The following is a 26,416-nucleotide window of genomic DNA, read 5'->3' as shown; positions in this document are numbered from 1 at the left end:
GCCCTTTCACGACGTCGAAGATTGGCGAAGCCGGTCTCTCTGGGGGAAATGCCCGGCAGGGCGCTGTCCCGCCGGCGTTTCGTACCTTCTGCACTGCCGCGCTGCTCGGAAGGCACGGCATGGATCCTAGGGTCTCCGCGACGTCGCTTCGCTCCTGCTCCGCCCTAGGATGACGACGAGAGGATTGCCCCTCGTCATTCCGTCACTGGCTCATTGAGCATGGCTTCAATGTTGTAGCCATCGGGATCAAGTACAAAACAGGCATAGTAATTCTCTGCATATTCCGGACGCGGGCCGGGTACACCATTGTCTGCGCCACCTGCGTCGAGGGCAGCTCGATAGAACGCGTCAACCGCTGCCCTGCCATTTACCCGGAAAGCGACGTGCACACGGGTCAGCGGTGGTTTGCTGTCCGAATGTTGAATCTCGAACAAGCTGCCGCTGCCGATATCAAAAGCCCAAAACACCCCCTGCTTACCAAAGGAAAGGCGATATCCCAAAGGTCCAAAAGCTCTTTCGTAGAAGAGTTTGCTCTTCTGCAGATCGCTCACTGCAACCGTTATGTGATCAATCATTCCGCACCATCGCGGGACTCTGACACTCGAAGCGGGACGCCGCAACCCTGCAGCACCACATTTTGCCCGGCTCTATGCCTCGACATATTCAGCCAGGCTGACCCCTTTGGACACATCCAGTCCATCGGCACGCAAGCCTTCGATATGAAAGCGTATCGCGTCACGAATTTCGGCTTCAACCTCAGGCACGGTCGCACCAGTGGCGATGCAGCCGGGCAGATCCGGCACGTAAGCGGAAAAATTGTTTCCGGCTTTTTCAATCACCACCACGTAACGCATGTCATCGCTCCTTCAGACCGGACTGCTTGAGGATGCTGTTCAGGGTTCCTGGCGCAACCTCTTCAGACGGGCTTGGCGGTGATGGCGCGAAGCGCCAAGACGGATGAGGGTGTAGGACGAAGTGCCCCTCTATGCCAAGCTGGAACACCCCTTGCTCATCCGTCTCGGCGCTGCGCGCCGACCCACCTTCTCCCACTAGGGGAGAAGGGACTCGATATACGCAGCGGCTTATTTTTTCCTGGACGGCTCGTTTCTCGTGTCACCGTATCCGGGCTTCGGAACTCGCTCAACGGTCGTAGTGCTAGGCCGGCGTTCGGCCTCTTTCACTGGCACAAAATGACCAGATTTGGAGTCCCTGCCTACGTCGAAGGTTTTACGCTCTTTGTCTGACATTGCATTTTCTCATAGGTGTGATGCGCCAAAGCTACCTCGACTCCGAGAATGATATTCCCCTATAATAACCTTGCTACAGGAGAGGGAAATCAAACCTCTTCGCCCCGCGTGGGCTTCGGCTTCTTCGCGGTATCCAAAGCCGGCCTTAACGAGCCGGCTTTGGTGTTTCTTCAGCCTTGGTTTGCAGCAGTCCGATTGCCGCTTTGACCTGATGCGGAACTATGATTGGCTCTGAAATCCCAAGGGTTTTGAGGCGGTTCTCGGCAGCTTTCCGACTGACTGCGAAGAACGTCACAATTTCCGAGATGTCGGTGAAATCGCGAACTAGAGTCTCCGGCATGAGAAATGCGGCCGCAAACGCGTTAGCTTGCCACTCTGCGCTCGCGTACGCAGGTAACTCCTTCATTTGAGAGTATCGTTTGGGAGCTCGATCAAGAGGAACGGCAGACTTGTGAAGGACCAAATGCCCCAGCTCGTGCGCAGCCGTCCACCTGCCACGGCCCTCGAAGTCCGCTGCAGCTTGATATGTTGTTGCTGACAAGACAATGCGAGGCGGATCAAATTCGGTATATCCTTCTGCATCGTCCATAAGATGATCGTCTTTCACGACAAGTGCGAAATCGCCAAAAAGCCGTGGCATTTCATTTTCAAGGACACTAGCCATATCAGGGGCTTGGCAAGTTGTTCCTATGTGCAGTGCTTGGCGCCATGCCGCTGCTAGTATCTCAATATCAGCGCGGCTCTTGGCGGACACGCAATAGTCGTGGCTCATCTTTCGTCTCCTGGAAGTTCCGCATCAAGTTTTCGAATCTCGTCTGGAGACATCTTGTTGATCTTCCTAAACAATCTTCTAGCGAGAGCGGCGCGTTCTTTGTTGATCGGTGTAAATCGAATAACGTTTATTCGAGCATCAGCGAGAGCTTGTAAGTGCTTTCTTGTAATCACGTCCAATTTCAGCCAATTTCCAAAGTTTTCAACGTACCCTTCTGGAACCTGTTTTCCTCCAGTCTCAACAGCTGAGATAAAAGAAGGCGAGCACTTGATCTCCTTTGCTTGATCAATCATCCGCAGCTTTCGTGCCATTCTGATTTCCCGGCATGCGGACCCAAACGCCGTCAGAGTTTTTTCCGCCATTTTGATTCCCTTTCTTTTTTCACCTGCAGGTGAAACGCTCCCTCGAAAAAAAACCTCACTGCCGCAAATCCGCTGCAGTGAGGCGCTGTTGGTCTCAGCTACACCCGCTCGTGGCCCCGCAAGTATCGCACTTCTCGCAAGTCCCGTTCCGCACCATCGTGAAGTTGTGGCATTCCGAGCATTCGTTGCCGGTGTAGCCTTGCATCAGCGACTGCTGGCGCCGGTTGGCGGCGAGCGCTTTGGCTTCGGCTGCTTCTTTCGCGGCCTCGTCGGTGAACAGCTCCGTCGGGTCGGAGGCTTCCGCGTAGACGATGTCCTCGACCAGTTCCCTGGCGCGCTCCTCGTAGTCGCGCTTGTAGGCGATGGCTTCGTCGCTGGCGGGCTTCAGCGTCAGCACGTTGGAGCCGGAGAAGGCGGTCGGGGCGGTACGGGCTGGAGTTCCGGAACCGGAACCCGCAAAGCCTTTCGGCTCGGCGCCCATGCCCGACACCAGCTTGACCGGCGAGGCACCGCGGGTCAGGCCCTTGGAGAAGGGCGTTGCCTTGCCTTCGTTGATGCCGCGTCCGAGTGCCGTCTTGTCGAAATCCGACTGGTCGACATGGGCGAGATCGTGGCGGCCGAGATAGGAGACAGCCAGTTCGCGGAACACGTAGTCGAGGATCGACGTGGCGTTCTTGATGGCGTCGTTGCCCTGCACCATGCCGGCCGGCTCGAATTTGGTGAAGGTGAAGGCCTCGACAAATTCCTCGAGCGGCACGCCATATTGCAGGCCGAGCGAGATGGCGATAGCGAAGTTGTTCATCATCGCCCGGAAGGCGGCACCTTCCTTGTGCATGTCGATGAAGATCTCGCCGATACGGCCGTCATCAAACTCGCCAGTGCGCAGATAGACCTTGTGGCCGCCGACGACCGCCTTCTGGGTATAGCCCTTGCGGCGGTTCGGCAGTTTCTCGCGGTCGCGGTAGAGACGCTCGACGACGCGCTCGACGATCTTCTCGGTCACCTGCACGGCGCGCTGTGCGGCCGGCGCCGCGATCAGCTGCTCGATGGCTTCGTCCTCGTCGTCTTCGACGTCGGCAAGCAACGAGGCGTTGAGCGGCTGCGACAGCTTCGAGCCGTCGCGATAGAGCGCGTTGGCCTTCAGCGCCAGCTTCCACGACAGCATGTAGGCGCCCTTGGCGTCTTCCACCGTCGCGTCGTTCGGCATGTTGATGGTCTTGGAGATGGCGCCGGAGATGAAGGGCTGCGCCGCCGCCATCATCATGATGTGGCTGTTGATCGACAGCGAACGCTTGCCGATCTTGCCGCACGGGCTGGCGCAGTCGAACACCGGCAGGTGTTCGGCCTTCAGGAACGGCGCGCCTTCCAGCGTCATCGCCCCGCAGACATGGATGTTGGCGGCCTCGATGTCCTTCTTCGAAAAGCCCAGCGCCGGCAGCATCTCGAACGAGAAATCATTGAGCTGCTCGTCGGTGAAGCCGAACGTCTCCTTCACCCAGTCGGCGCCCAGCGTCCACTGGTTGAAGACGAATTTGATGTCGAAGGCCGACTTCAGCGCGGCATTGAGTGCTGCGATCTTTTCGTCGGTAAAGCCTCTTGCCTTGAGCGAGCCGGGGTTGATGCCCGGCGCCTGGTTGAGATTGCCGTGGCCGACGGCATAGGCCTCGATCTCGGCGATCTGGGCCTCGGAATAGCCGAGCGTGCGCAGCGCTTCGGGCACCGCGCGGTTGATGATCTTGAAATAGCCGCCGCCGGCGAGCTTCTTGAATTTTACCAGCGCGAAGTCGGGCTCGATGCCGGTGGTGTCGCAATCCATCACCAGGCCGATCGTGCCGGTCGGCGCGATCACCGTTGCCTGCGCGTTGCGGTAGCCATGCTCCTCGCCGAGCTCGATGGCGCGGTCCCAGGCGGCCTTGGCATGGTCGGCAAGCTCCTGCTGCCTGAGATCGGAGGCGACCAGCGGCACCGGGTTGACGGCTAGCTTCTCGTAGCCGTCCCTTTCGCCATAGGCCGCGCGGCGGTGGTTGCGCATGACGCGCAGCATGTTCTGCGCGTTGCGGTCGTAGTCGGGGAAGGCGCCGAGCTCGGCGGCCATTTCAGCCGAAGTGGCATAGGCCGTGCCGGTCATGATCGCGGTGAGGGCGGCGCAGATGGCGCGGCCCTCGTCGGAATCATAGGGAATGCCCGAGGTCATCAGCAGGCCGCCAATATTGGCGTAGCCGAGGCCGAGCGTGCGGTACTCGTAGGAAAGCTTGGCGATCTCCTTCGACGGGAACTGCGCCATCATGACGGAGATTTCCAGCACCATGGTCCACAGCCGCACCGTGTGCTCGTAGGCTGATATGTCGATCGTGCCGTCGGCATTGCGGTAGGGCAGAAGGTTGATCGAGGCCAGATTGCAGGCGGTGTCGTCGAGGAACATGTATTCCGAGCACGGGTTGGACGCCCGGATCGCACCGGCCGAGGCGCAGGTGTGCCAGTCGTTCATCGTCGTGTTGAAATGCAGGCCCGGATCGGCCGATGCCCAGGCGGCATAGCCGATCTTTTCCCAGAGATCGCGCGCCTTCAGCGTCTTCAGTACCTTGCCGTCCTTGCGGGCGGTGAGATGCCAGTCGCCGTCCTGCTCGACGGCGCGCAGGAAATCGTCCTTCAGCGACACCGAATTGTTGGAATTCTGGCCGGAAACCGTGAGATAGGCGTCCGAATCCCAGTCGGTGTCGTAGGTCTTGAACGACATCGAGGTGTAGCCCTGCTTTGCAAACTGGATGACGCGGTAGATGTAGTTCTCCGGCACCGCGTCCTTCTTGGCCGCCTTGATCTCGCGCTTCAGCGCGGTGTTGACCGCCGGGTCGAAGCAGTCGTCGCCATTGCCTTCGCAGTTGATGCAGGCCTTCATGATCGCTTCGAGATGCTTCTTGACGATCTTCGAGCCGGTGACCAGCGAGGCGACCTTCTGCTCCTCATTGACCTTCCAGTCGATGAATTCCTCGATATCGGGATGATCGGCGTCGACGATGACCATTTTCGCGGCGCGACGCGTCGTGCCGCCCGACTTGATGGCGCCCGCCGCGCGGTCGCCGATCTTGAGGAAGCTCATCAGCCCCGACGAGCGGCCGCCGCCGGACAGCTTTTCGCCTTCGCCGCGCAGGAACGAGAAATTGGAGCCGGTGCCGGAGCCGTATTTGAACAGGCGCGCCTCACGCACCCACAGGTCCATGATGCCGCCCTCGTTGACGAGGTCGTCCTGCACGCCCTGGATAAAACAGGCATGCGGCTGCGGGTGCTCGTAGGAAGACTTCGACTTGGTCAGCTTGCCGGTGAACGGGTCGACATAGAAATGGCCCTGGCTCGGACCGTCGATGCCATAGGCCCAGTGCAGGCCGGTGTTGAACCATTGCGGCGAGTTCGGCGCGACGCGCTGGGTGGCCAGCATATAGGCGAGCTCGTCGCGGAAGGCGCTCGCGTCTTCCTCCGACTTGAAGTAGCCGCCCTTCCAGCCCCAATAGGTCCAGGTACCGGCAAGCCGGTCGAAGACCTGGCGGGCGTCGATCTCGGAACCGTAGCGCTCGGCTTCCGGCAGCTTGGCCAGTTCAGCCTCGTCGGCGACGGAGCGCCACAGGAAGGAGGGGACTTGCGTCTCTTCGACCTTCTTCAGCCGTGCGGGAACACCCGCCTTGCGGAAATATTTCTGCGCCAGGATATCGGCGGCAATCTGGGAGAACTGCGCCGGCACGTCGATGTTGTCCAAGCGGAACACCACCGAGCCATCCGGATTCTTGATCTCGGAAAGCGCCTTGCGGAATTCGATCTCCGCGTAAGCTGATTGCCCTGGCTTGGTGAAACGACGCTCGATGCGCATTGGTCCGGTCCCTTTTGTCTACATATAGCGCTTTTCCCAGAGGATTTCTGCCCTCTTGACGAAACGCGCATGTCCGCCGTCTGCCGGCGTTCGAAACCCGCCGGCTCTCATCATCACAGTCTCCGCCGCCCTGCCGGTCGAACCTCTTGCGAGGCCGCTGTCCAACGCGCTCACGGACCCTGTGGGTCCCTCAAAGCTGAAAACTTTTTGTAACGCCCTCGGTCGAGGGAACTTCACATTATCTAGCGTCGAACCTACCTGCAAACACTAAATATAGTATTAACAGACAATTTATTCAAGTCCGACAATCCTCCCCTCTCGCCCCCCAAGGCTTCAAAATCCCACGCATTCGCCGGCCTCGTAAACAGGCGGGAACGCGGATCAAAACGCACATATTCCGGGAAAAAGACCGGCCTCGAAACTTTTCCGGTCGCACTCTCAACAAGAGCGCATGGCCTATAAAAGGCGACTCGTTTTGCGACGTCAAGGATTCGTTTGCGTAGCTTTTATGACCCCCACATCTTGTGTGTCACACATGTGGATAACGGGGATAGAAGCGGAGCGCAAGGAAGGGTCGGCTTTGGGTGGAGGCGCTTCGGCAACGACGTTCACAGCACCTGAGCGATAGGCTATGCGCGACTGAGACTCAGGAGAACCGATGCGGATCCGCGCAGAAATGGGCGATGATCTGGCTGAGGTCGGGTTCGTTGACCATGCGCACAGCCTCGGCGGCGCTGACCCACTTGCGGGTGCGTGCCCGCTTTTCCTTCCACCGGTCGGCGACCTTGTCGACCTGCAGTGGGAAGACCAGCACCTCGCACGGCACTTCCTCGCCGGAATCCAGCAGCTTGGCATAGAAATAGCGGCCGGCCTCGTGATGCGAGATCGTGCCGCGCAGCCCGGCCTCCTCGCCGGCTTCGCGCGCCGCCGCCTCGCAAAGCGGCTCCTTTGCTTCCGGCCAGCCCTTGGGAAGCACCCAGCGGCCGGTATCGCGGCTGGTGATCAGCATGATTTCGACGCCGTCGCCGCCATCGCGCCAGGGCAGGGCTGCAACCTGAAGGCGGGACGGCACCGCGCCGAAGAGTCGCCGGACCCTTTCGGCCTTATGGTTGTGCGTCGTTGGCCTCGTCAACATCGGAGAAGCTTGCCCCAGCTTCCAGAATCATTTGCCGTCTCACGAATCTTACGGCTAATTATAAGCAATGAAAGTAAAAAATGTTTCACGGATCGGCCAGATTCCGTCAATCTGCGCCGATCTCAGCCTAATGGCGCGACTGCAGCAGCGTCGCGCCACGCCTTTATCGGTGTGCGGAGGTCCCCTGGGCGGACTCGGTGCATCAAGCGGCGTTGCGCGAATCAGCCGGCGTGGTCATCGGCGATCGGCTTCTGGTAGGTGAAGCCCATGTCCCAGGGAAAATAGATCCAGGTGTCCTGGCTGACCTCGGTGACGAAAGTGTCGACCATCGGCCTGCCTTTCGGCTTGGCATAGACGGTGGCGAAATGCGCCTTGGGCATCATCGCGCGCACAATGCCCGCCGTCTTGCCGGTGTCGGTGAGGTCGTCGATGATCAGCACGCCGGCCCCGTCATCGGCGAGCAGCGCCGGCGTGACCTCCTTCAGCACCTGCAACTGCCCCTGGCTGGTATAATCGTGGTAGGAGGCGACGCAGACCGTCTCGATGATGCGGATGCCAAGCTCGCGCGAAATGATGGCGGCCGGAACCAGGCCGCCGCGCGTGATGCAGACGATCGCCTTCCATTGCCCCTTGTTGGCGCCGGCAAGCCGCCAGGCGAGCGCGCGCGCGTCGCGGTGGAACTGGTCCCAGGAGACCGGGAAGGCTTTTTCGGGCAGGGACATCTCTCGCGCACTCCGCAAGCGCGCATTGCGCGCTAGAACATGATGGAATGCGCGCGGAATTAACTGGAAAGGCTTGCTCTTGGCAAGGGCGCGGCAAGGCGATTGTCCTGTCAGCGATCCCTGCAGACCTAGCGCGACAGGAAAGCCGCCACCGGTGCGGTGCGCAGCACCGTTCGCGTCACCCCGCCGAACAGCAGCTGGCGCAGCCAGGAATGGCTGTAGGCGCCGAGCACAAGCAGGTCCGCGCCCGATTCGGCGACCCTGGTCTGGATGATGTCGTCAACGGAAGCGCCGCCGGACCTCAGCACTGAGACGCTGACGGTCGCGCCATGCCTGGACAGCGAGGCGGCGATCTCTGCGCCGGCTGTTTCCGGCGCCTCGTCGAGCGTATCCGGCGGGTCGATGACGACGATGTCCGTCTTCTCGGCCTCGATGATGAAGGGCAGGGCATCGAAGGCCGCGCGCGCGGCTTCCTTGCTGCCGTTCCAGGCGAGCAGCACGTGCTTGAAGCTGGTGACGAGGGGACCCGAATGCGGCACCACCAGCACCGGCCGGCCGGCATCGTAGACCAGCGTGTCGACGTCGGCGCTCGGATCGCTGCCCGATTCGCGCTGCGCGGCGATGATCAGGTCCGCGGTGCGAACGGTCGAGATGCCGGTCAGCGCACTGTCGCCGGAAAAACTCTCGAGACTGCGCCACTCGAACGACAGGCCGGAATCCTCGATGCGCCTGTGAAAGGCGGCCTGCAACTTCTCGGCGCGCTCCCGGTTCATATCGGCGGAAACCTGCAGGAACTCGGTGTCCGGAAAGCCGGTGGCAGAGGTGTAGGGCACGGGCAGCGCCTCGGCATGGATGCCGATCAGATGGCTCTGGAATCGGCCGGCCAGCGGGATCGCGCAGTCGAGGACGCGCTCGGCATCCTGTTCATTCTGCAATATGGCGACGATGGTCTTGAAGCGCATGGCAGTCCCTCACTTCTTACGGCGATCCCACTCGTGACAAACGTCACTGCGCGATGCTGGTTCCGTCAGGCCGGCCGATCAGCCCACTCGGCTTGCCTTGATCAAGCCCGCCACCATAGCCTCTACGTCGGCGCGTGCGGAGTCCAGCGCCTGCTGGCTGCGGGCGCGCACCACCAGTTCCGTCCAGAACTTGCCGTCGCCATATTTCGGGTAGGAGCCGATGATCGTGTCCGGATGCGCCTTCTGGATGTCGCCCAGCGGCCCGCCGATCAGGCCTTCGCCGAACGGGCATTCCACGGTTGCTGACAGCATTTTGGTGCCGGCCCGCAATGTCGGCACGACATTGTCGAGCATCGCCTGGAAAATCGCCGGCACGCCGGCCATGACATGGACGTTGCCAATGCGAAAGCCCGGCGCAACCGACACTGGATTATCGATGTGGTCTGCCCCGCGCGGCATCCGCGCCATGCGCTTGCGCGCTTCGGTGTATTCGATGCCGCGGGCGGCGTAGCTTGCCTCCAGCAGGGCGTAGGCCTTGGCGTCGTATTCGCATGGCACGCCAAAGGCCTTGGCAACCGAATCGGCGGTGATGTCGTCATGCGTCGGGCCGATGCCGCCGGTGGTGAAGACATAAGTATAGCGGGTGCGCAGCGCATTCACCGCAGCGACGATCTCGTCTTCCTCGTCCGCAACGATGCGCACTTCCTTCAGGTCGATGCCGATCGCCGTCATGATGTCGGCGAGGTGGCCGATGTTCTTGTCCTTGGTGCGGCCGGACAGAATCTCGTCGCCGATGACGAGCATGGCGGCGGTGACGATTTCGGTCATGACTGGCTCCGGCAAACGGGTCGCCTGAGATAGCGCGGCAAACGGCCGGCGGCAATGCCGCCAAATGACGGATCTACCTGTGCCACCTCCCTTGCAGTGCACCCGTCGGCGGGTGATGCTGCGTGCCGGTTTGGAGCCCTGAGCAAGACATGCCGGCATCGATTCTGCTATGGCTACCCGGCGCGCTGTTTCTGCTGGCGCTCGTCATGGCAGCCTATCCGATGCTGGCGACGCTGCGGATCGCGGCGAAGGCCGAAAGGCTGGTGCCGGCCAGTGGCAAATTCATCGAGATCGACGGCAACCGCATCCATTATGTCGAGACGGGCGAGGGGCGGCCGATCGTCTTCCTGCACGGCCTCGGCGCGCAGCTTCATCAATTCGGCCACACGCTGTTCGGACGGTTCGGCCCGAACTATCGGCTGATCGCGCTCGACCGTCCGGGCTCCGGCTATTCGGTGCGGGCCAGGGGCGCCAGCGGACGGCTGCCCGAGCAGGCCGAGATCGTGCGGCATTTTATCGACGCGCTTGGGCTGGAAAAGCCTCTGGTCGTCGGTCATTCGCTGGGTGGCGCCATCGCGCTGACGCTGGCTATCGAGCATCCCACGGCGATTTCCGGCATCGCCTTGCTGGCACCGCTGACCCATCTGGAGCCGGACGCGCGCGAGAAGTTCGGCCCGCTGTACATCAAGTCGCCGCTGCGGCGCCGGATCATGGCTCATACGGTGGCGATCCCGGCGGCTCTCAAATATGCCGAAGCGACGCTTGCCTTCATTTTCGCGCCGCAGACGGCGCCGGCCGACTATATGGTCGAGGGCGGCGGCTGGTGCGGGCTGAGGCCAAGCCATTTCTATGCAACGTCGACCGATGTCGTGGCCATCGAGCACGACCTTGGCCGCATCGAGCAACGCTATCGCGAGATCACCATGCCGGCCGGCATTCTGTTTGGTGCTTCCGACCGCGTGCTGGGCATCGATATTCAAGGCCGGCCGGTGATGGAAAAGATCAGGGGGCTGCATTTCGAGCCTGTCGAGGGGCTTGGTCACATGCCGCAATTCGTCGAGCCGGAACGGGTCGTCGCTTTCATAGAACGCATTGCCGAGCGCGCATTTGCGCCGAAGTCCGACACCGGCAGCTGACACCCTCCCGGAACGTAGCCTCGGCCGGCAGGGTGCCTACCCCAGGCATTCCCGGCCGCCGGGAATACCTCCGAACCCAATCACGATGCTGGCTATTCCTTCACGGCTCCGGTCATCGAGGAAACATAGTGCTCGACAAAGAACGAATAGAGCACCACGACCGGCAGCGAGCCGATCAGCGCTCCCGCCATCAGCGCCCCCCATTCATAGACGTCCGAGCGCACCAGCTCCGTGAGCACGCCAACCGGCACAGTCTTGTTTTCGGACGACTGGATGAAGGTCAAGGCGTAGATGAACTCGTTCCATGACAGCGTGAATGCGAAGATGCCGGCGGAAATCAGGCCCGGCACCGATAGCGGCAGCACGATCTTGGTGAGGATCTGCCAACGGCTCGCCCCGTCGATCAGCGCGCATTCTTCCAGCTCGAACGGGATCGAGCGGAAATAACCCATCAGCAGCCATGTGCAGAACGGGATCAGGAAGGTCGGATAGGTGAGGATGAGCGCGAACGGCGTGTCGTAAAGACCAAGGTTGAACACCATCACAGATAGCGGAATGAACAGGATCGAGGGCGGCACGAGATAGGCGAGGAACACAGCGAGGCCGACCTGCCGCGCCCCGGAGAACCGCAAGCGTTCGATCGCATAGGCAGCGAACACCGCAGCCAGCAGCGACAGGAACGTGGCGGCGGTCGAGATGATGATCGTGTTGAGCAGCCAGCCCGGATAAGACGTCTCGAAGAGCAGGTAACGGATATGCTCGAGCGTCGGATGCACCACCCAGAACGGATTGAAATTGGCGTAGTCGGTCATCTCGAGGTTGGGCTTAACCGCCGTGATCGTCATCCAGTAGAACGGAAACAACAGCACGATGACGAAGATCAGCAACGGCAGGTAGACCGTCACCACGCGGCGCGGCAAACTCTGCAGGTAGCCCATGCCGCCTTCGTCGAGTTCCGGGCGTTTGCTCGTTTCGATCGCGGTCATGTCAATCTCCGCCGCCCTGCTGCCATTTGCGACGCTGCAGGCCAAAATAGCTGAACAGGATCGCCGCCAGCAGGAACGGGATCATGGCAACTGCGATCGCGGCGCCTTCGCCAAGCTGGCCTCCGGAAATGCCGCGCTGGAACGACAGCGTCGCCATCAGATGCGTGGCGTTCACGGGCCCGCCGCGCGTCAGCACATAGATCAGCTGGAAATCGGTGAAGGTGAACAGCACCGAAAACGTCATGGTGATGGCGATGATCGGCGTCAGCAGCGGCAGCGTCACATAGCGGAACAATTGCCAGCGGCTGGCGCCGTCGAGCGTGGCGGCCTCGTAGAGCGACTGCGGAATCGTCTGCAGGCCGGCAAGCAGCGTGATCGCCACAAAAGGAATGCCGCGCCAGACATTGGCGGCGATGACCGAAGCCCGCGCATTCTCGGGATCGCCGAGGAAGTTGATGCGATGGTCGATCAGGCCCATTTCCATAAGCGCCCAGGACAGGATCGAGAATTGCGAATCGTAGATCCACCAGAAGGCGATCGCCGACAGCACCGTCGGCACCACCCAGGGCAGCAGGACGATCGCGCGGAAGAACGACTTGAACGGCAGGTTCTGGTTGAGGATAAGCGCCAGCCACAGGCCGAGCGCAAACTTCAGGATCGAGGCGCTGATCGTGTAGAGCAAGGTGTTGAAAACGGAGAGCCAGAAGACGGCGTCATCCCACAGATATTCGTAGTTCTCGATACCGATGAAGATGCCGGGGCGGCCGATGCGGGCATCGGTGAAGCCGAGCCAGACGCCGAGCCCGAGCGGATAGGTCAGGAAGACCAGCAGCAGCGCCGCCGCCGGCAGCATGAAGCCGAAGCCAAGCGCGTTATGACTTTCAGACACGAACGCTAGAATGCGCGACAGCGTCGACCGGCGTGGCTGAACGGCAGCGGAGGTCACGGCCATGGGTCGGCTCCTCTAAGGTCTCATTGATCGGCGGGCGGCCGCGACGCAGTCCAAAGCCAGCCGGGCAGCATGGCTGCCCGGCTGAACCCGGCTCAAACGCGATAGTAGCGGTTTGCGCGCTTCTCGGCTTCTTCCATCGCTTCTTGCGGCGTCGCCTGGCCGGTCACCGCCTTGGCGAACATGTCGACCAGCACATAGTCGGCCATGGTCGCTGCCGAGGCATAGCCAAGCGGGCCGGCATAGCCGTTGGGCCGCAGCGTCGCCGAGGCCTTGGCGTAGGCGGCATTGTTCGGATCGGCCGTCCACACCGGGTTGTTGTCAAAGGCTTTGAGCGTCTGGCAGCAATAGCCTGCCGACGACGTGATCCACTGCGACATCTGCGGATCCTCGAACATGAACTGCAGGTAGGCCTTGGCGGCGTTGGGGTAGGGCGTGTAGTCGAAGATCACGGCCGTGGTCACCTGGAACAGCTCGACGGATTTCCCGACCGGGCCGATCGGCAGGTTGGTGGTGCGGATGTCCTTGGCTATCTCAGTGAGCTTCGGATCCTTGTCCTTGTTGATCTTGGCGGTGTTGTAGGCCGAAATGCCGTTGGCGATGACGCTCAATTCGCCGGCCAGGAAGGCGCGGTTGTTGTTGACGTCGAGCCAGCTTTCGGTACCGGGAATGAAGGTCTTGTAGAGCTCCTGCGCGTATTCGATCGCCTTCAGCGTCTCGGGGCTGTTGATCGTCACCTTGCTGCTCTCGTCGACCATCTGGCCGCCATGGCTCCACAGCAGCCAGTGGGCGTAGTTGTTGCCGTCGCCGACGCCGTGGCCATGCGTGAAGCCGGCCGGGTGCCCCTTTGCCTGCAATGCCTTGCAAAGCTCGAGCAAGCCTGCCGTGTCCTTCGGAAATTCGGAGAAGCCGGCCTCCTTCACCCAGCTTTCGCGATAGACGATGGCATTGCCGATGGTCGCCAGCGGCAGGCCGAGGAATTTGCCTTGCCGTGTCGCATATTGGTGCGGTCCATCGTGCCAGCCGCCATATTTCGAGCCGAGATATTCGCCCAGTTCCGTCACGTCGTGCAGCTTGTCGGGATATTGGTGCGGGTCGTCGAACCAGACGAACATCAGGTCCGGGCCGGAGCCGACATTGGCGGCGACCGCCGCCTTGGGGCGGATGTCCTCCCAGCTTTCCTTGTCGACGCGGACCTCGACACCGGTCGCTTCGGTAAAGCGCTTGGTGTTGGCCAGCCATTGATCCTCGTCGCCCTGCACGAAGGGCGACCAGCGCAGCAGCCTGAGCTTGGCGCCGTCCTCGGGCTTGTACTTCAACCCCTCCTGGGCAAAGGCGGGAGAGCCGATGAACCGGCTTCCCAAGGCTCCCGCCGCCGCACCGGCGGTGGTGCGGATCACGTCGCGTCTGGTGAATTTCATGCTCGCTTCCTCCTGCTTATTGTCCTTGCCGTCCTACTGCCCGATGGGTGTTTCGAACCGCTGTCCGGTTTTGCCGTGAAAGAGATGGATGAGGCCAGGCTCGGCCGTAAGCCGGATGGTTTCGCCTGGCGTGAAGGAATGGCGTTCCCGGAAGTTTGCGACGATCTCCTCGCCGCCGGCGGTGCGGCCGATGAGCTGCACTTCGGACCCTGTCGGCTCGACCACCACGACGGTGACCGGGATGCCCTGATGGTCGGACAGCCGTAAATGCTCGGGCCGTATCCCCAGCACGACCGGCTCACCATTGCCGATGGAAAGTGCCGAGGCCAACGGGACCGAAATCCCTCCGGCGCCGCGAAATGACGGCGAGCCGTCGCTTACGATCTCGCCCCTGAGCATGTTCATGGCGGGCGAGCCGATGAAGCTGGCGACAAAGAGATTGTTCGGCCGGTCGTACAGCTCGAGCGGCGGCCCGATCTGCTCGACGATGCCGTCATGCATGACGACGATCTTGTCGGCCATGGTCATCGCCTCGATCTGGTCGTGGGTGACGTAGACCGTCGTCGTCTTCAGGCGCTGGTGCAGTTCCTTGATCTCGGCGCGCATCTGCACCCGGAGCTTGGCATCGAGATTGCTGAGCGGCTCGTCGAACAGGAAGACCTGCGGGTCGCGTACGATCGCCCGGCCCATGGCGACGCGCTGGCGCTGGCCGCCGGAAAGCTGGCGCGGATAGCGGTCGAGCAGCGGCACCAGTCCCAGGATTTCGGCCGCGCGCCGCACGCCGGCATCGCTCTCCGTCTTGGGAACGCCCTTGAGCATGCGAGAACGCCATGTTCTCGGCGACCGTCATATGCGGGTAGAGCGCATAGTTCTGGAAGACCATGGCGACGTCGCGCTCCTTTGGCGCAACGTTGTTGACGACACGTTTGCCGATCGCGATCTGGCCGCGCGAGATCTTTTCCAGGCCGGCGATCATCCTGAGAAGGGTCGACTTTCCGCAACCCGAAGGACCGACCAGCGTGACGAACTCGCCGTCGTCTATATCGACGCTGACCCCGTGCAGGACCTCGACGGTCCCAAATGATTTGTAGACATCGCCGATCGCGACAGACGCCATCGATCTCCTCCCGATTGATTCCCGCAACGACTTCGAAGGAAACCGCTTTCCTGCCTGGACCGCGACAGCGCCCAGGCTCCTCTCCGGTCACGCGCGATGTGAGACGGTAGCGCTACCAAACCGACCTGTAAAGCAGCCCGGCATCACCTGGATATCGACACACCCTAATCCGAAACCTCCGTCTGCGGCCGGTCGCGGCCATCTGCGAGCTCGTCGTGCCATTTGCCGTCGGCGTCCTCGTACTGGATGCCGTCGGTATTGCCGGCGACCTGCTGTTCGGCCGAAGCGATCTCGGCGGCGCGCAACGCGTCCTGATGGGTTGGGAACGTTTCGGAGAATGTCGAGCCGACCTTGTAGGCCCAGCCTCCGTCATGCTCGACGATCTTGTAGGTCAGTTTCGCCATGAAACCCTCCGGTTGAAAGCCCGTTGCCTCAATGCAGCCTATCGTCGGCCAGTCTGTCGTCTGGCAGCCTGTCGTCTGTGACCAGCACGTCCGATTCCCTGGCGGCTTCGATCAGTGCCCGGCGCGCATCCGCCGTCGAACGATAACCTTCCAGCACTTTTAGGCAAGTGTCGAGGGCATCACGATGACGCGGCCCGCGATTGAGTGGCCAGACCGTCATCAGGCACTCCGCCGCCTCCTGGGCGCTGCGGATCTGCCGATATTTGCCGACATGGCCGAGTTCGACCACGACCGGCTTTTCAAATGGCTTGCTGTCCATCATCGCCGCCAACGCGGAGCGGCCGATTTGGTTGCAACTGCTATTTTAGCTCAGGCGAAAATAGCTCAATAGCCGCAGTCGTTGCGCAGCCAGCGTGCATTCGCCCAGCCGGTGCGGCCGCCGAAATCGACCTTGTACCAGCTTCCGCGGCGGTCGAAGATCTCGGTTTGGTCGCCGTTGAATAATTGCCCGATCATGCGCGACGACGAGTTCGGTCGGGCTCGAACGGCGAGAAAGCCGCTTCCCGTTGCCAGATTGTAGTGCCTGGAAAGTCCGTGCACCGTACCTTCGCAATATTGCGCCTCGGCCGGCGTCGGTGCGGCGAACGACAGCCCGGCCAACACCGCGGCGGCAGCCGCAGCATAAATCCCTCTGAAAGACATGGTTTCGCTCCCCCAGCTCAGCCGCGCCACCCGCAGCCTTTGCGCATCATACAACGGCAGAGGATCAAAGCGAAGCTGTGGCGCGCCTTGGTAGTGTCTCAGTTTGAAAATTCTCACATGAAAAAGGCCGCTTCTGGAAGGCGGCCTACCGGCGACGGGAGTCGAACCGCAGTCTCTCTAAAGACATGGTTTGCCATGGCCTTACCATTCGGGCGAACGCCGGCTTGCTCTATCTATCAGGCCGCACTCTTGTTGTTACTCCCCTGCACCTTCCAGAGTGACAAACACTAGCGGCACTTTCTCCGCGCTTGCTGTGGCCGGCTGCGGGACATGCGTTATCTCGGTCACCGCATACATGGCCAGACTATCGCCTGATGGCATGTGTACCCGGTCACCTACTACAGGCATTGATGCGAACGTCCACATCGTTGCTTCGTTTTCAATTCTGACAAGGCATCGGACCACCGCTCAATCACTCCATGCTTTCCGGTAAGCATATAGGAGTTCGGCGCGTGGCGCGACCAATCGGCCGATGCCTAATAGCAGCCCGTCAAATTTCAAACTGAGACACTACCCGCGCCTTCCGGTGAGACGAGAACCCGCCCCTTCAGCTCGCCGCTTTCATCCAATGCTGCATCGTCGTCACCGAGCGGGCAAGCTGCGGCGCCGGGTGGATTTTTTCGCCGAAGGTGGCCGCGGCGCGCCAGCCCCAGCGCGGATCGGCGAGGAAGGCGCGCGCCAGCGCCACCATGTCGGCGCGCCCGTCGGCGACGATCGCCTCGGCCTGTTTCGGATCGTCGATCAGGCCGACGGCCCGCGTCGGGATGCCGACGGCCTTGCGCACCGCTTCGGCCAGATGAACCTGGTAGCCGGGCCCGGAGGGCAGCTTCTGCAACGGTGAATTGCCGCCGCTCGAGCAGCAGAGATAGGCGACGCCGGCTTCCTTCAGCGCTTTTGCCACTTCGATCGCATCCTCGACCTCGAAGCCGCCATCGACCCATTCCTTGATCGACAGACGCGCGCCCAGCATCAGCCTGGGCACCGCCTTCTTCACCGCCTTGGCGATCTCGACGGCGAAACGCATGCGGTTTTCCAGCGAGCCGCCCCAGCGGTCGGTGCGCCGGTTGGAGAGAGGCGACAGGAACTGGAAGATCAGATAGCCATGCGCGGCATGCAGCTCGATGAAGTCGAAGCCGGCGCGCTCGGCCCGCCGTGCCGCTTCTGCGAAGCGTTCGATGATTTGCAGGATCTCGTCGTCCTCCAGCGCCCGCGGCACCTGCCAGCCGGTGTCGTAGGCGATGGCCGAGGCCGACACGATCGGCCACGGATCCTGATCGGCATGCAGCGGGCCGCCGCCCTCCCAGGGTTTGCGGTTCGAGGCCTTGCGGCCGGCATGGGCAAGCTGCGTGCCGAATTTCGTGCCCGGTGCGGCGACACGCTTGGCTGCATCCAGCGTGCGTCGCGCCGCCGCCTCGTTGTCCTCGGAATAGAGGCCGAGACAGCCATGCGAGATGCGGCCGCGCCGTTCGACATCGGTCATCTCGACGGTGACCATGCCGGCGCCGGACATCGCCAGGTTCATCCAGTGATAGAGGTGCCAATCGCTGGCCGAGCCGTCCTCGGCCGAATACTGGCACATCGGCGCGACCGCGATGCGGTTGGGGAAGGTGAGGCCGTCGAGGGTGATCGGCTGGAAAAGAGATGAGGTCATAAAAAACTCCGGAAAGGGTTGCCGCTATTTATGCAGCCGATTGTGCCAGCGCCAGACACGAGACGGTGAAACGTCCTCTGGACCAATTGGTGACCCGATTGCGCGAACCGCCGTTCGCGGCTACGCCTTGCCGCGGCAGCAGGGAGTCCACCATGGAAGATCGCATTCGCATCCGCTCCGAGGAAGTCCTTTCCGACGAGTGGGCGGTTTTGAAAAAGACCGTCTTCGACTACCGCCGGCGCGACGGCAAATGGGAAACGCACACCCGCCAGACCTACGATCGCGGCGACGGCGCGGTGATCCTGCCTTTCGATCCGGAGCGTTCGACGGTGCTTCTGGTGCGGCAGTTCCGCTACCCGGCCTACGTCACCGGCCACAAGGAGCCGCTGATCGAGGCCTGTGCCGGCCTGCTCGACGAAGACGATCCCGAAACCTGCATCCGCAAGGAGGCCGAGGAGGAACTCGGCTACCGGCTGAAGGACGTGCAGCGGCTGTTTTCACCCTATATGAGCCCCGGAAGCGTAACCGAGCGGCTCTGGTTCTTCGTCGCCCGCTATTCGCCCGCCGACCGCATTTCCGACGGCGGCGGTGCGCAGGACGAAGGCGAAGACATCGAAGTTCTCGAAATGCCGCTCGACGAAGCACTGGCCGGCATCCACGACGGTCGGATCATCGATGCCAAGACGATTATTTTAATCCAGCATTTAAAGCTGAACCCGATTGGGAAGTGAGGGGATCTCACAACACCCGTTCGTCTGAGTCGCCCCGCAGGGCGGATTTCCGAGGCTATAACGGTCGTCCCGTGAAAGAAATGCGCGAATTTTACGGATGGATTGCCAAGTCGATCTCTTTCTAGCTTCAGACAGGCGCCGTGCTGTCCGGATATTCGTCCACACGCAGCCGCGTCTCGATGGCTTTGCCTGGAAGGAAATAGCCTAGTTCCTGCCGCAACTTCTCGGCTTTCTTGACGGCCTCCGGAGGCCAGTCTTTGGTATCGATTAAGACGAAGTCCTCGGACGATCCTTTTACCCCGCGTGCATCTAGGCCGATGCCAATGATGTAACGTTTCTCCGGTTTAAGCGCCTTGGCCGCAATGCACCGGGCTTGCAGGTGTGACGCGCGATCCGCTCGATAGGCAGCATGATCATTTCCCCCATCTCCGCGCCCGATATAGAGGACATAGTTGACGTCGGGCTGGCCGGATTCCAGAAGACTTCCTATTGCGTGCGTCCGGGCCGCCTCTGCGCGTTCGAGAATATTGTTTGTGAGAACTCTACGGAAGAACCTTGTCTCGCCGGCCATTATCCTGACCAACAGCTCGTGGTCCGCCATCTTCATCTCGTTGCCAAACTCAAGCGTCTCTTCAAGATAATGTCGGGTGATATACTCAATCAGGTTATCCCAGAAGTAGCTGACCTGGTTCTCTAAGCGCCCGCGAAGGAAAGAAGGATCGGCTTCGACTTTGGACCAGAGGTTCGGATCGAGTCTGAAAGGCCGATCCGTGGGCGGAAACACTCGACCGTTCCAAAGATAGTACGCCATAAGATCGAGTTCGGACTCGGCTAGGATGAGTTGGCTGCGGTCGAAGAGCGCCGTTTTGCTATTGAGATAGTGAACAAAATCAGAGATCGTTGACAATTCGCGAAGCACAATTGCGAGGCTCTCCTCATTGAACACGTGAACCCAGCCGCGAGCTCTGTCAGTCTTTCCCACCGTGAACGGCACTGCATCGTTCTGAACCGATGGGTTTACGGTCAGCCCACGTTTCCCTGTGTCAATCCGTACCCGTTCGCCAGCACCGAGGGCAACGCAGATGCGATGAACACGCGTATCGGCACAGGACGGCAGTGTGATTGGAAGCGGTGTCGTGCATTTAGCGTCGAGGTAGACGCGGTCCGGATAACTACGCAGCCAGCGCTCGGCCTGGTCAATCTGATGCGCTGAATCGGAAATGGATTTCCGATACCAGCGTGACCAATCTAATGTCGGGTTGCCGGTGTCGGGGTATCCGCAGGATTTGTCGGAGAAAAGCAGTATGTCGCTTCCGAACACCACCAGCAGATCTGTCAGTTCTTTGGCAGGCTTCTTGAAAAGGTTAGGATAGGTCCACAGCTTTAGAAAAGAGTGATCGCACAGCTCTGCCAGAACCTTCTCAGATTGAGTAAGTCCTTCGGAGCGTCTGAATCGCATAGAATAAAAACTCCCATATTCTCGTCCCGAAGACGTGCCACATGCTGTGCAAATCTGGTGCGGACGACGGGAATCGAACCCGTACGATCAGAGATCGAGGGATTTTAAGTCCCTTGCGTCTACCAATTCCGCCACGTCCGCAGGCCAGCCCTTTTCAGCCGCCAGCCAAAGGCCGTCAAGCCGTCTTCTGCCGTCGACAAATCTGGCACTGGAAGCTAGCGAGGCCGATCACCTACAGTGATACAAACAAAATCGTTTCACCTGGAAATGTTTTTAGCGGCAGCTTCCGCGGCTACCGCGAATGCGCGTCCCCCGTTCGCAGGATGCGTTCGGGCGCTCTGCCCTGATAGACTCCAATTGGCAAGTGGATCGGCGCGCCGATACTCGACGCCGTCCTCTACAGACACTGGGAGATTGTCATGCTCAAGCTTGCCTCTGCCCTGGCACTGCTGCTTGTTGGGACGGCGCCTCTGTTTGCCGATGAGATGCCGATGAACGCCAAAGACATCAAATGGGGTCCTGCTCCTGCTGTCATTCCCGCTGGCGCGGAAATGGCTGTTGTCGCTGGAGATCCCTCAAAGGACGGCGCCTATGTGCTGCGGTTGAAGACACCCGCCGGCTACAAAATTGCCGCACATAATCATCCCACCACGGAATACGTAACGGTGCTTTCCGGCAACTTCCATATTGGAATGGGCGATAAGCTCGACGAGGCGAAAGGTGTCGAACTGACTGCTGGCGGCTTCGGCGTCGCGCCGGCCGGAATGAATCACTTCGCCTGGACGACAAGCGATACGATTATCCAGGTTCATGGCGAGGGGCCATTCAAGATCACCTACGTCAACCCGGCGGACGATCCAAGCAAAAAGTGACAGTTCGGGATCGAATTGAGTGAACCGGCCGAAGGCTCGAACGATGGAGTGCGTCAAACTCCGCGACCGTCGATTCAGAAGGATCCTCTAACGAGACGAAAGCTGATTGGCCGCAACGGAATCGTATTCCGCCTGGGCCATTTGCCATGAATGGCGCAATAACAAAAAACCCGCCTCGGGAGGACGGGTCGTTGGAGCCAATTGGCACCATACCCAAATTAGTAGCATAGCTGCCGGCACAAAGCAAGAACAAAGTTGCTGCGGCCGGCACAAAATGCCCTTAGCGATTGGCGAAGGCCATGGCGCATCGATCTCCCTCCTTGAGGGGGAGATGGCCGGCAGGCCAGAGGGGGTCGTCGCGCGTCGAGCGCCAGCCTGTTTTGTTCGCGGTAAAGGTTCGCGTCAGGACGTCCCGACCCCCTCTGTCGCCTTCGGCGACATCTCCCCCTCGAGGGGGGAGATCTGCAACTTCGCCGTCCGCGTTTTACTTCCTCGCTGGTCAAAATCCTCGCGGCTTGGCACAGTCGGGCAAAGAGGAGCCTGTTGATGCCGAAGACCGCCAATGCGACGAAACCAAAACCCTGGGCTGAGATGGCGACGCATCTGGTCGATGTCGCTATGGGTCGCAAACCCGCCGATCTCGTCATCCGCAACGGGCGCTGGGTCAACGTCCATTCGGGCGAGATCATCGCCGGCACCGACATTGCCATTGCCGGCGGCCGCTTTGCCTATTGCGGGCCGAACGCCGGCCATGCCATCGGCCAGGGCACCAAGGTGGTCGATGCCGGCGGCCGCTATCTGGTGCCGGGGCTTTGCGACGCGCATATGCATGTCGAGAGCGGCATGGTGACGGTGACGGAATTCTGCCGCGCGGTGATCCCGCATGGCACAACTTCGATGTTCATCGATCCGCATGAGATCGCCAACGTGCTCGGCCTGCCGGGCGTGCGGCTGATGCATGACGAGGCCGTCGCCATGCCGGTCAACGTGCTCGTGCAGATGCCGTCCTGCGTGCCCTCCGCCCCGGGGCTCGAGCATGCCGGCGCCGAGCTGACCGTCGCCGACGTTGCCGAGGCGATGACCTGGGAGAACATCATCGGGCTCGGCGAGGTGATGAATTTTCCGGGCGTCGCCGCCAATGATCCGGTGATGTCGGGCGAGATCGCGGCGACGGTGAGGGCCGGCAAGACCGTCGGCGGGCATTATGCCTCGCGCGATCTCGGCCTGCCGTTTCACGGCTACGTCGCCGGCGGCCCGGAGGATGACCACGAAGGCACGCGCGCCGAGGACGCCATCGCGCGCGTCCGCCAGGGCATGAAGGCGATGCTGCGGCTGGGCTCAGCCTGGTACGACGTGGCCTCGCAGATCAAGGCGGTGACCGAGAGCGGCCTCGACCCGCGCAACTTCATCCTGTGCACCGACGACAGCCATTCCGGTACGCTGGTGCACGAAGGCCATATGGACCGGGTCGTGCGCCACGCCATCAGCCAAGGGCTGACGCCGGTGACGGCGATCCAGATGGCGACGCTCAACACCGCCCAGCATTTCCGGCTGGAGCGCGAGATCGGCTCGATCGCGCCGGGACGGCTCGCCGATCTGCTGATCATCTCCGACCTGGCCGAAATGACCATCGACGAGGTCTATGGCCGCGGCGTCAGGCTGGCCAAGGGCGGCAAGCTCGAAATTGACATTCCGGCCTACAATTATCCGCGGACGGCGAAGAACACCGTCAAGCTCGGCAGGAAGCTCAAGGCAGGCGATTTCGACATCGCGGCACCCATGGGCGCCAACGAGGTGCGGGTGCGCGTCATCGGCGTCATCGAAAACCAGGCGCCGACGCGGGCGCTGGAGGCCGATCTTGCCGTCGAGGACGGGCTGGTCGCCATGGATCGCCGCAACGATGTCTGCCAGATCGCGCTGGTCGAGCGCCACAAGGGCACCGGCGGCGTCACCAACGCCTTCGTCTCCGGCTTCGGCTATATCGGCGACTGCGCCATGGCGTCGAGCGTGGCCCACGATGCCCACCACATCATCGTCGTCGGCACCAACAAGCAGGACATGGCTCTGGCCGTGAACCGGCTGGGCGAGGTCGGCGGCGGCGTCGTGCTGTTCTCCAGGGGCAAGGAACTGGCGCTGGTCGAAATGCCGATCGCCGGGCTGATGTCCAACGAGCGGGCGGAAATCGTCGCCGCCAAGGCGGACCAACTCAGCGACGCCATGCGCCAGATGGGCTGCTCGCTCAACAACGCCTACATGCAGCACTCGCTGCTGGCGCTGGTCGTCATCCCGGAGTTGAGGATTTCCGACGTCGGCCTGATCGACGTGACGACTTTTCAGAAGGTTGATTTGTTCGTTTGAAGAACCACTGAACCCTGGAGGAACAGCGCCCCCCTCTGTCCTGCCGGACATCTCCCCCTCAAGGGGGAAGATTGGCGGTTTCGTTGACAGCGCCTTGTTCGTCAAAGATGGAGATTGGCGAAAGCCGAAAGTGGCGGCCAATCTCCCCACTAGGGGGGAGATGTCCGGCAGGACAGAGGGGGGCGCGAAGGATCGCTACAGGGCGTTTTTGTTGACAGCTGCCAATCACCGGCGTGATTGGCAGCAGAGGTCGGCTCACCCGCCGGTGGCGATGGTCAGCACTTTGAACGGCGTGGTGATGACGATTTCGGCGACCGAACCGACGGCCTTGCCGAGGCCCTGGCCGAGATTGTCGAGCTGGGCCGGCGCGGTCTCTTCGGAGGCCAGGCCCGCCGGGGCGCGCAGGCGGTCGCCGAGCAGCTGCACCAGGAACGGGTTGTCGGCGAATTTGGCGTGGTTCAGCCGGTCGCCGCCCTTGGTCTTGGTCAGGTCGACCACCGAGACGCCATAGCTGGCGAGGTCGGCCGCGTCGCCATAGTCGCCGACGCGCGGCTTGTCGCCGGAGATCAGGGTCGACAGCCTGAGCGCCCGGTCGTCGCCCGACAGCAGCACGGCGAACGGCTTGTCGGGCTTGCCGTAGCGGATCATCTGCTTCTTGAACACGTCGACGTCGATGTCGGGAGAGGCCAGGATGACGTAGCCGAGCTTGCCGCCGAGGTCGCGGTCGCCGGTGATGGCAAGCTGGCGCAACGCTTCCATGGTCACCCAGGTCCCCATCGAATGGGCAATGATGTCGATGCTCTTGGCGCGGCTCTTGGCGAGCATGCGCAGCGTCGCTTCGAGATCGTCGCGCGCCGCATTGGCGCTTTCCTTGTCGTAGATGTAGCCGGTCGTCTTGCCGCTCGACGCCCACGAAAACAGCACCGGCGTTCCTGGGTATTTCGTGTCATGCGCGATCTGCGTCAGCCGGTAGATGCCGTCGTCGAAGCCGTTGTTGAAGCCGTGCACGAAAACCAGCGCGCGGTCGCCGCGCATGGCGATATCGGCGCCGACCGCCTTGGCGAATTGCGGCGCGCCTTCGTAGAAGGTGACGCCGGTCGCCGTGAAATCCTTCGCCGGATTGCTGTTGGCCGAGCCCTTGACCCGCTCGATGGCGCCGAGCTGGTGAATTTTGGGCACCGTCACCTCGACGCTGGCAAAGCTGGTGGTCGGCGAACGGTCGCCGTCGAACACCTGCCGGGGCGCTTTCATTGCTTTTTGCCGGGTTGTGGCGACGAAGATTTGATGCGTCGCCGCGATATCGGCAGCAGGCACCGTGATCGTCGTCTTGTTGAGCAAATCATGGGTGTTCTGGCCGGCGCAGCTTGCCAGCGCGAGCGCGAACGCAACGACGAGAAAGATCTTCGAAGGCACGGTCACGCGGGCTCCCGCAAAGGCGACGTCGAGCCGGAGACGTCTTGGCCTATTCGATAGAGGCAGAGCCCGGCACGGTCCAGTTCAAACTGTTCCGATGGTGCGGCAATGGTCAACAATCACTGCCGCGCAATGCAGCTATTGTCCGACCGAGGCGATCCGGTCGGTCACCTCGCGGTCGCTGGCAAACCCGTCATCCTCGCGCAGCTTCTGGCCGATCAACTGCACCAATTCCGGATTGTCGGCGAATTTGGTGTGGTTGAAGCGGTCGGCTCCCTTGACGCTGGAGAGATCGACGACCGACACGCCATAGCTGGCGAGGTCGGCGGCGTCCTTGTAGTCGCCAACGCGCGGCCGCGCGCCGGCTATCAGGCCGGAGAGCCGCAGCGCCCGGTCGTCGTCGGAGAGCAGCAGGATGAACGGCTTGTCCGGCTTGCCGTAGCGGCGCATCTGGCTCTTGAACACGTCGACGTCGATGTCGGGCGAGGCCAGCACGACGTCGCCGAGCTTGCCGCCGAGATCGCGGTCGCCGGTGATGGCGAGCTGGCGCAGCGCCTCCATGGTGACCCAGGTTCCCAGCGAATGGGCAACGATGTCGATGCGCCGCGCGCCGGTCTGCGCCAGCATTCTCAGCGTCACTTCCAGCTGGTCGCGGGCAACGCTGGCGCTTTCCTTGTCGTAGACATAGTCGGTGGTCTTGGCGCCCGACGCCCAGGAAAACAGCACCGGCGTGCCCGGATAGCCGGAATCATGGGTGATCTGGGTGACGCGGTAGACCGCGTCGTCGAAGCCGGTGTTGTAGCCGTGGACGAAGACCATGACACGGCCGCCGCGCGCCGCGATGTCGGCGCTGAGCGCGCTGGAGAATTTCGGCTGGGTGTCGTATCCGACGACCTCGGAAGCCATGAAGTATTTGGCCGGATCGTCCGACTTGCCGCGCGAGCGCCGCTCGATCTGGCCTGTCTTGTGGATACCGGGGACGGTGACGTTGACGCGGGCATAGTTCAGCGTCGCCGAGCGCTCGCCGTCGAAGACCTTATCGGGATCGTCGGAGCGCTTGCGCGTGGTTGCGATGAAGATCGAGTGGTTGCCGGCGATTTCCGTCACCGGCACCGCCATCATGGCGCTGCCGAGCAGTTCCTCGGTTTGGCGCCCGCCGCAGCCGGCGAGCAGCGCGGCAATGAGAATGATGCAAATCGTCTTCAAGGGCACTTAAGCAATTCCACTCCGGCCTGACCAAAGGCCCATCCACCTCCGCCGCACCTCCCGG

At 61.6% G+C, this 26,416-nt stretch carries 23 protein-coding genes, 1 tRNA gene and 1 pseudogene; 4 read left to right on the top strand and 21 right to left on the bottom strand.

Annotated features, from left to right (window positions below; genetic code table 11):
* Positions 1 to 194: 194 nt before the first annotated feature.
* The 9 genes from NKI70_RS15430 to NKI70_RS15390 form a co-directional block, all read right to left on the bottom strand.
* A complete protein-coding gene (locus tag NKI70_RS15430) occupies positions 195 to 575 on the bottom strand; it encodes a VOC family protein (protein WP_352724721.1) in 381 nt (126 codons plus the stop codon).
* Positions 576 to 647: 72 nt separating this feature from the next.
* Complete coding sequence (locus NKI70_RS15425) at positions 648 to 854, bottom strand: type II toxin-antitoxin system HicB family antitoxin (RefSeq protein ID WP_352724720.1); 207 nt, start codon at positions 852 to 854, stop codon at positions 648 to 650.
* 538 nt (positions 855 to 1,392) lie between these two features.
* Complete coding sequence (locus NKI70_RS15420; protein ID WP_352724719.1) at positions 1,393 to 2,019, bottom strand: ImmA/IrrE family metallo-endopeptidase; 627 nt, start codon at positions 2,017 to 2,019, stop codon at positions 1,393 to 1,395.
* Complete coding sequence (locus NKI70_RS15415) at positions 2,016 to 2,330, bottom strand: hypothetical protein (RefSeq protein ID WP_352724718.1); 315 nt, start codon at positions 2,328 to 2,330, stop codon at positions 2,016 to 2,018. Before NKI70_RS15415 ends, NKI70_RS15420 begins: the two co-directional genes overlap by 4 nt.
* Before the next feature lie 145 nt (positions 2,331 to 2,475).
* The gene (locus NKI70_RS15410; RefSeq protein ID WP_352724717.1) at positions 2,476 to 6,240 is read right to left on the bottom strand and encodes a vitamin B12-dependent ribonucleotide reductase; all 3,765 of its coding nucleotides are present in this window, start codon (positions 6,238 to 6,240) and stop codon (positions 2,476 to 2,478) included.
* A 646-nt stretch (positions 6,241 to 6,886) separates the two neighbouring features.
* Positions 6,887 to 7,375: an NUDIX hydrolase gene (locus NKI70_RS15405; protein ID WP_352458592.1), complete on the bottom strand. Its 489-nt coding sequence runs from the start codon at positions 7,373 to 7,375 to the stop codon at positions 6,887 to 6,889.
* 221 nt (positions 7,376 to 7,596) lie between these two features.
* The gene (gpt, locus tag NKI70_RS15400; protein ID WP_023674762.1) at positions 7,597 to 8,097 is read right to left on the bottom strand and encodes a xanthine phosphoribosyltransferase; all 501 of its coding nucleotides are present in this window, start codon (positions 8,095 to 8,097) and stop codon (positions 7,597 to 7,599) included.
* 128 nt (positions 8,098 to 8,225) lie between these two features.
* Positions 8,226 to 9,059 (bottom strand): universal stress protein, encoded by an 834-nt coding sequence (locus tag NKI70_RS15395; RefSeq protein WP_023674763.1) that lies wholly within the window; start codon positions 9,057 to 9,059, stop codon positions 8,226 to 8,228.
* Between the two features lie 78 nt (positions 9,060 to 9,137).
* The gene (locus NKI70_RS15390; RefSeq protein ID WP_352570874.1) at positions 9,138 to 9,887 is read right to left on the bottom strand and encodes a competence/damage-inducible protein A; all 750 of its coding nucleotides are present in this window, start codon (positions 9,885 to 9,887) and stop codon (positions 9,138 to 9,140) included.
* A gap of 149 nt (positions 9,888 to 10,036) precedes the next feature.
* Here NKI70_RS15390 and NKI70_RS15385 point away from each other — a divergent pair, with 149 nt between their 5' ends.
* Complete coding sequence (locus tag NKI70_RS15385) at positions 10,037 to 11,023, top strand: alpha/beta fold hydrolase (RefSeq protein WP_352724715.1); 987 nt, start codon at positions 10,037 to 10,039, stop codon at positions 11,021 to 11,023.
* 92 nt (positions 11,024 to 11,115) lie between these two features.
* Here NKI70_RS15385 and NKI70_RS15380 read toward each other — a convergent pair whose 3' ends face one another.
* The 8 genes and pseudogenes from NKI70_RS15380 to NKI70_RS15345 all read right to left on the bottom strand — a co-directional run bounded on the left by NKI70_RS15380 (position 11,116) and on the right by NKI70_RS15345 (position 18,313).
* Entirely contained in the window at positions 11,116 to 12,009 is an 894-nt protein-coding gene (locus NKI70_RS15380) for a carbohydrate ABC transporter permease (protein WP_023674766.1), read from the bottom strand.
* A 1-nt stretch (position 12,010) separates the two neighbouring features.
* On the bottom strand, positions 12,011 to 12,862 hold the full coding sequence (locus tag NKI70_RS15375; RefSeq protein WP_376705884.1) for a carbohydrate ABC transporter permease: 852 nt from the start codon (positions 12,860 to 12,862) through the stop codon (positions 12,011 to 12,013).
* A 191-nt stretch (positions 12,863 to 13,053) separates the two neighbouring features.
* Positions 13,054 to 14,379: an ABC transporter substrate-binding protein gene (locus NKI70_RS15370; protein WP_352570877.1), complete on the bottom strand. Its 1,326-nt coding sequence runs from the start codon at positions 14,377 to 14,379 to the stop codon at positions 13,054 to 13,056.
* Positions 14,380 to 14,412: 33 nt separating this feature from the next.
* A pseudogene (locus NKI70_RS15365) lies at positions 14,413 to 15,496 on the bottom strand (ABC transporter ATP-binding protein).
* A gap of 164 nt (positions 15,497 to 15,660) precedes the next feature.
* Positions 15,661 to 15,900: a DUF2188 domain-containing protein gene (locus tag NKI70_RS15360; protein WP_023674770.1), complete on the bottom strand. Its 240-nt coding sequence runs from the start codon at positions 15,898 to 15,900 to the stop codon at positions 15,661 to 15,663.
* A gap of 28 nt (positions 15,901 to 15,928) precedes the next feature.
* A complete protein-coding gene (locus NKI70_RS15355; RefSeq protein ID WP_031211240.1) occupies positions 15,929 to 16,222 on the bottom strand; it encodes a DUF982 domain-containing protein in 294 nt (97 codons plus the stop codon).
* 62 nt (positions 16,223 to 16,284) lie between these two features.
* On the bottom strand, positions 16,285 to 16,602 hold the full coding sequence (locus NKI70_RS15350) for an SH3 domain-containing protein (protein WP_352570878.1): 318 nt from the start codon (positions 16,600 to 16,602) through the stop codon (positions 16,285 to 16,287).
* A gap of 607 nt (positions 16,603 to 17,209) precedes the next feature.
* Positions 17,210 to 18,313 carry an NADH:flavin oxidoreductase/NADH oxidase gene (locus NKI70_RS15345; protein WP_352570880.1) on the bottom strand — a complete coding sequence of 368 codons (1,104 nt, stop codon included), beginning with the start codon at positions 18,311 to 18,313 and terminating at the stop codon, positions 17,210 to 17,212.
* Between the two features lie 152 nt (positions 18,314 to 18,465).
* Between NKI70_RS15345 and NKI70_RS15340 the strand changes: the two genes are divergently transcribed.
* The gene (locus NKI70_RS15340; protein WP_352570881.1) at positions 18,466 to 19,044 is read left to right on the top strand and encodes an NUDIX domain-containing protein; all 579 of its coding nucleotides are present in this window, start codon (positions 18,466 to 18,468) and stop codon (positions 19,042 to 19,044) included.
* 127 nt (positions 19,045 to 19,171) lie between these two features.
* Here the strand turns inward: NKI70_RS15340 and NKI70_RS15335 are convergent, their stop codons facing one another.
* Together NKI70_RS15335 and NKI70_RS15330 are read right to left on the bottom strand one after the other, a co-directional pair.
* Positions 19,172 to 20,503, bottom strand: a complete 1,332-nt coding sequence (locus NKI70_RS15335) for a hypothetical protein (RefSeq protein WP_352570882.1) — start codon at positions 20,501 to 20,503, stop codon at positions 19,172 to 19,174.
* A gap of 55 nt (positions 20,504 to 20,558) precedes the next feature.
* Positions 20,559 to 20,644, bottom strand: a tRNA-Leu gene (locus tag NKI70_RS15330).
* 278 nt (positions 20,645 to 20,922) lie between these two features.
* Between NKI70_RS15330 and NKI70_RS15325 the strand changes: the two genes are divergently transcribed.
* Together NKI70_RS15325 and ade are read left to right on the top strand one after the other, a co-directional pair.
* Positions 20,923 to 21,375 (top strand): cupin domain-containing protein, encoded by a 453-nt coding sequence (locus tag NKI70_RS15325; RefSeq protein ID WP_352570883.1) that lies wholly within the window; start codon positions 20,923 to 20,925, stop codon positions 21,373 to 21,375.
* A gap of 546 nt (positions 21,376 to 21,921) precedes the next feature.
* Entirely contained in the window at positions 21,922 to 23,733 is a 1,812-nt protein-coding gene (ade, locus tag NKI70_RS15320; protein ID WP_023674781.1) for an adenine deaminase, read from the top strand.
* 255 nt (positions 23,734 to 23,988) lie between these two features.
* Here the strand turns inward: ade and NKI70_RS15315 are convergent, their stop codons facing one another.
* Entirely contained in the window at positions 23,989 to 25,152 is a 1,164-nt protein-coding gene (locus tag NKI70_RS15315) for an alpha/beta hydrolase (RefSeq protein ID WP_352570885.1), read from the bottom strand.
* A 132-nt stretch (positions 25,153 to 25,284) separates the two neighbouring features.
* Positions 25,285 to 26,358, bottom strand: a complete 1,074-nt coding sequence (locus NKI70_RS15310; protein WP_352458455.1) for an alpha/beta hydrolase — start codon at positions 26,356 to 26,358, stop codon at positions 25,285 to 25,287.
* Between the last annotated feature and the right edge of the window lie 58 nt (positions 26,359 to 26,416).

The sequence above is a fragment of the Mesorhizobium sp. M0500 genome, from assembly GCF_040321165.1.
Taxonomy (GTDB): Bacteria; Pseudomonadota; Alphaproteobacteria; order Rhizobiales; family Rhizobiaceae; genus Mesorhizobium.
The sequence above is the reverse complement of the archived record's forward strand: the minus strand, read 5'-3'. Positions and strand labels throughout refer to the sequence as shown.

Coding starts and splice junctions, on each gene's coding strand:
- NKI70_RS15430 (WP_352724721.1), bottom strand. CDS start 575: ATGATTGATCACATAACGGTTGCAGTGAGCGATCTGCAGAAGAGCAAA.
- NKI70_RS15425 (WP_352724720.1), bottom strand. CDS start 854: ATGCGTTACGTGGTGGTGATTGAAAAAGCCGGAAACAATTTTTCCGCT.
- NKI70_RS15420 (WP_352724719.1), bottom strand. CDS start 2,019: ATGAGCCACGACTATTGCGTGTCCGCCAAGAGCCGCGCTGATATTGAG.
- NKI70_RS15415 (WP_352724718.1), bottom strand. CDS start 2,330: ATGGCACGAAAGCTGCGGATGATTGATCAAGCAAAGGAGATCAAGTGC.
- NKI70_RS15410 (WP_352724717.1), bottom strand. CDS start 6,240: ATGCGCATCGAGCGTCGTTTCACCAAGCCAGGGCAATCAGCTTACGCG.
- NKI70_RS15405 (WP_352458592.1), bottom strand. CDS start 7,375: ATGTTGACGAGGCCAACGACGCACAACCATAAGGCCGAAAGGGTCCGG.
- gpt (WP_023674762.1), bottom strand. CDS start 8,097: ATGTCCCTGCCCGAAAAAGCCTTCCCGGTCTCCTGGGACCAGTTCCAC.
- NKI70_RS15395 (WP_023674763.1), bottom strand. CDS start 9,059: ATGCGCTTCAAGACCATCGTCGCCATATTGCAGAATGAACAGGATGCC.
- NKI70_RS15390 (WP_352570874.1), bottom strand. CDS start 9,887: ATGACCGAAATCGTCACCGCCGCCATGCTCGTCATCGGCGACGAGATT.
- NKI70_RS15385 (WP_352724715.1), top strand. CDS start 10,037: ATGCCGGCATCGATTCTGCTATGGCTACCCGGCGCGCTGTTTCTGCTG.
- NKI70_RS15380 (WP_023674766.1), bottom strand. CDS start 12,009: ATGACCGCGATCGAAACGAGCAAACGCCCGGAACTCGACGAAGGCGGC.
- NKI70_RS15375 (WP_376705884.1), bottom strand. CDS start 12,862: ATGCTGCCGGCGGCGGCGCTGCTGCTGGTCTTCCTGACCTATCCGCTC.
- NKI70_RS15370 (WP_352570877.1), bottom strand. CDS start 14,379: ATGAAATTCACCAGACGCGACGTGATCCGCACCACCGCCGGTGCGGCG.
- NKI70_RS15360 (WP_023674770.1), bottom strand. CDS start 15,900: ATGGCGAAACTGACCTACAAGATCGTCGAGCATGACGGAGGCTGGGCC.
- NKI70_RS15355 (WP_031211240.1), bottom strand. CDS start 16,222: ATGATGGACAGCAAGCCATTTGAAAAGCCGGTCGTGGTCGAACTCGGC.
- NKI70_RS15350 (WP_352570878.1), bottom strand. CDS start 16,602: ATGTCTTTCAGAGGGATTTATGCTGCGGCTGCCGCCGCGGTGTTGGCC.
- NKI70_RS15345 (WP_352570880.1), bottom strand. CDS start 18,313: ATGACCTCATCTCTTTTCCAGCCGATCACCCTCGACGGCCTCACCTTC.
- NKI70_RS15340 (WP_352570881.1), top strand. CDS start 18,466: ATGGAAGATCGCATTCGCATCCGCTCCGAGGAAGTCCTTTCCGACGAG.
- NKI70_RS15335 (WP_352570882.1), bottom strand. CDS start 20,503: ATGCGATTCAGACGCTCCGAAGGACTTACTCAATCTGAGAAGGTTCTG.
- NKI70_RS15325 (WP_352570883.1), top strand. CDS start 20,923: ATGCTCAAGCTTGCCTCTGCCCTGGCACTGCTGCTTGTTGGGACGGCG.
- ade (WP_023674781.1), top strand. CDS start 21,922: ATGCCGAAGACCGCCAATGCGACGAAACCAAAACCCTGGGCTGAGATG.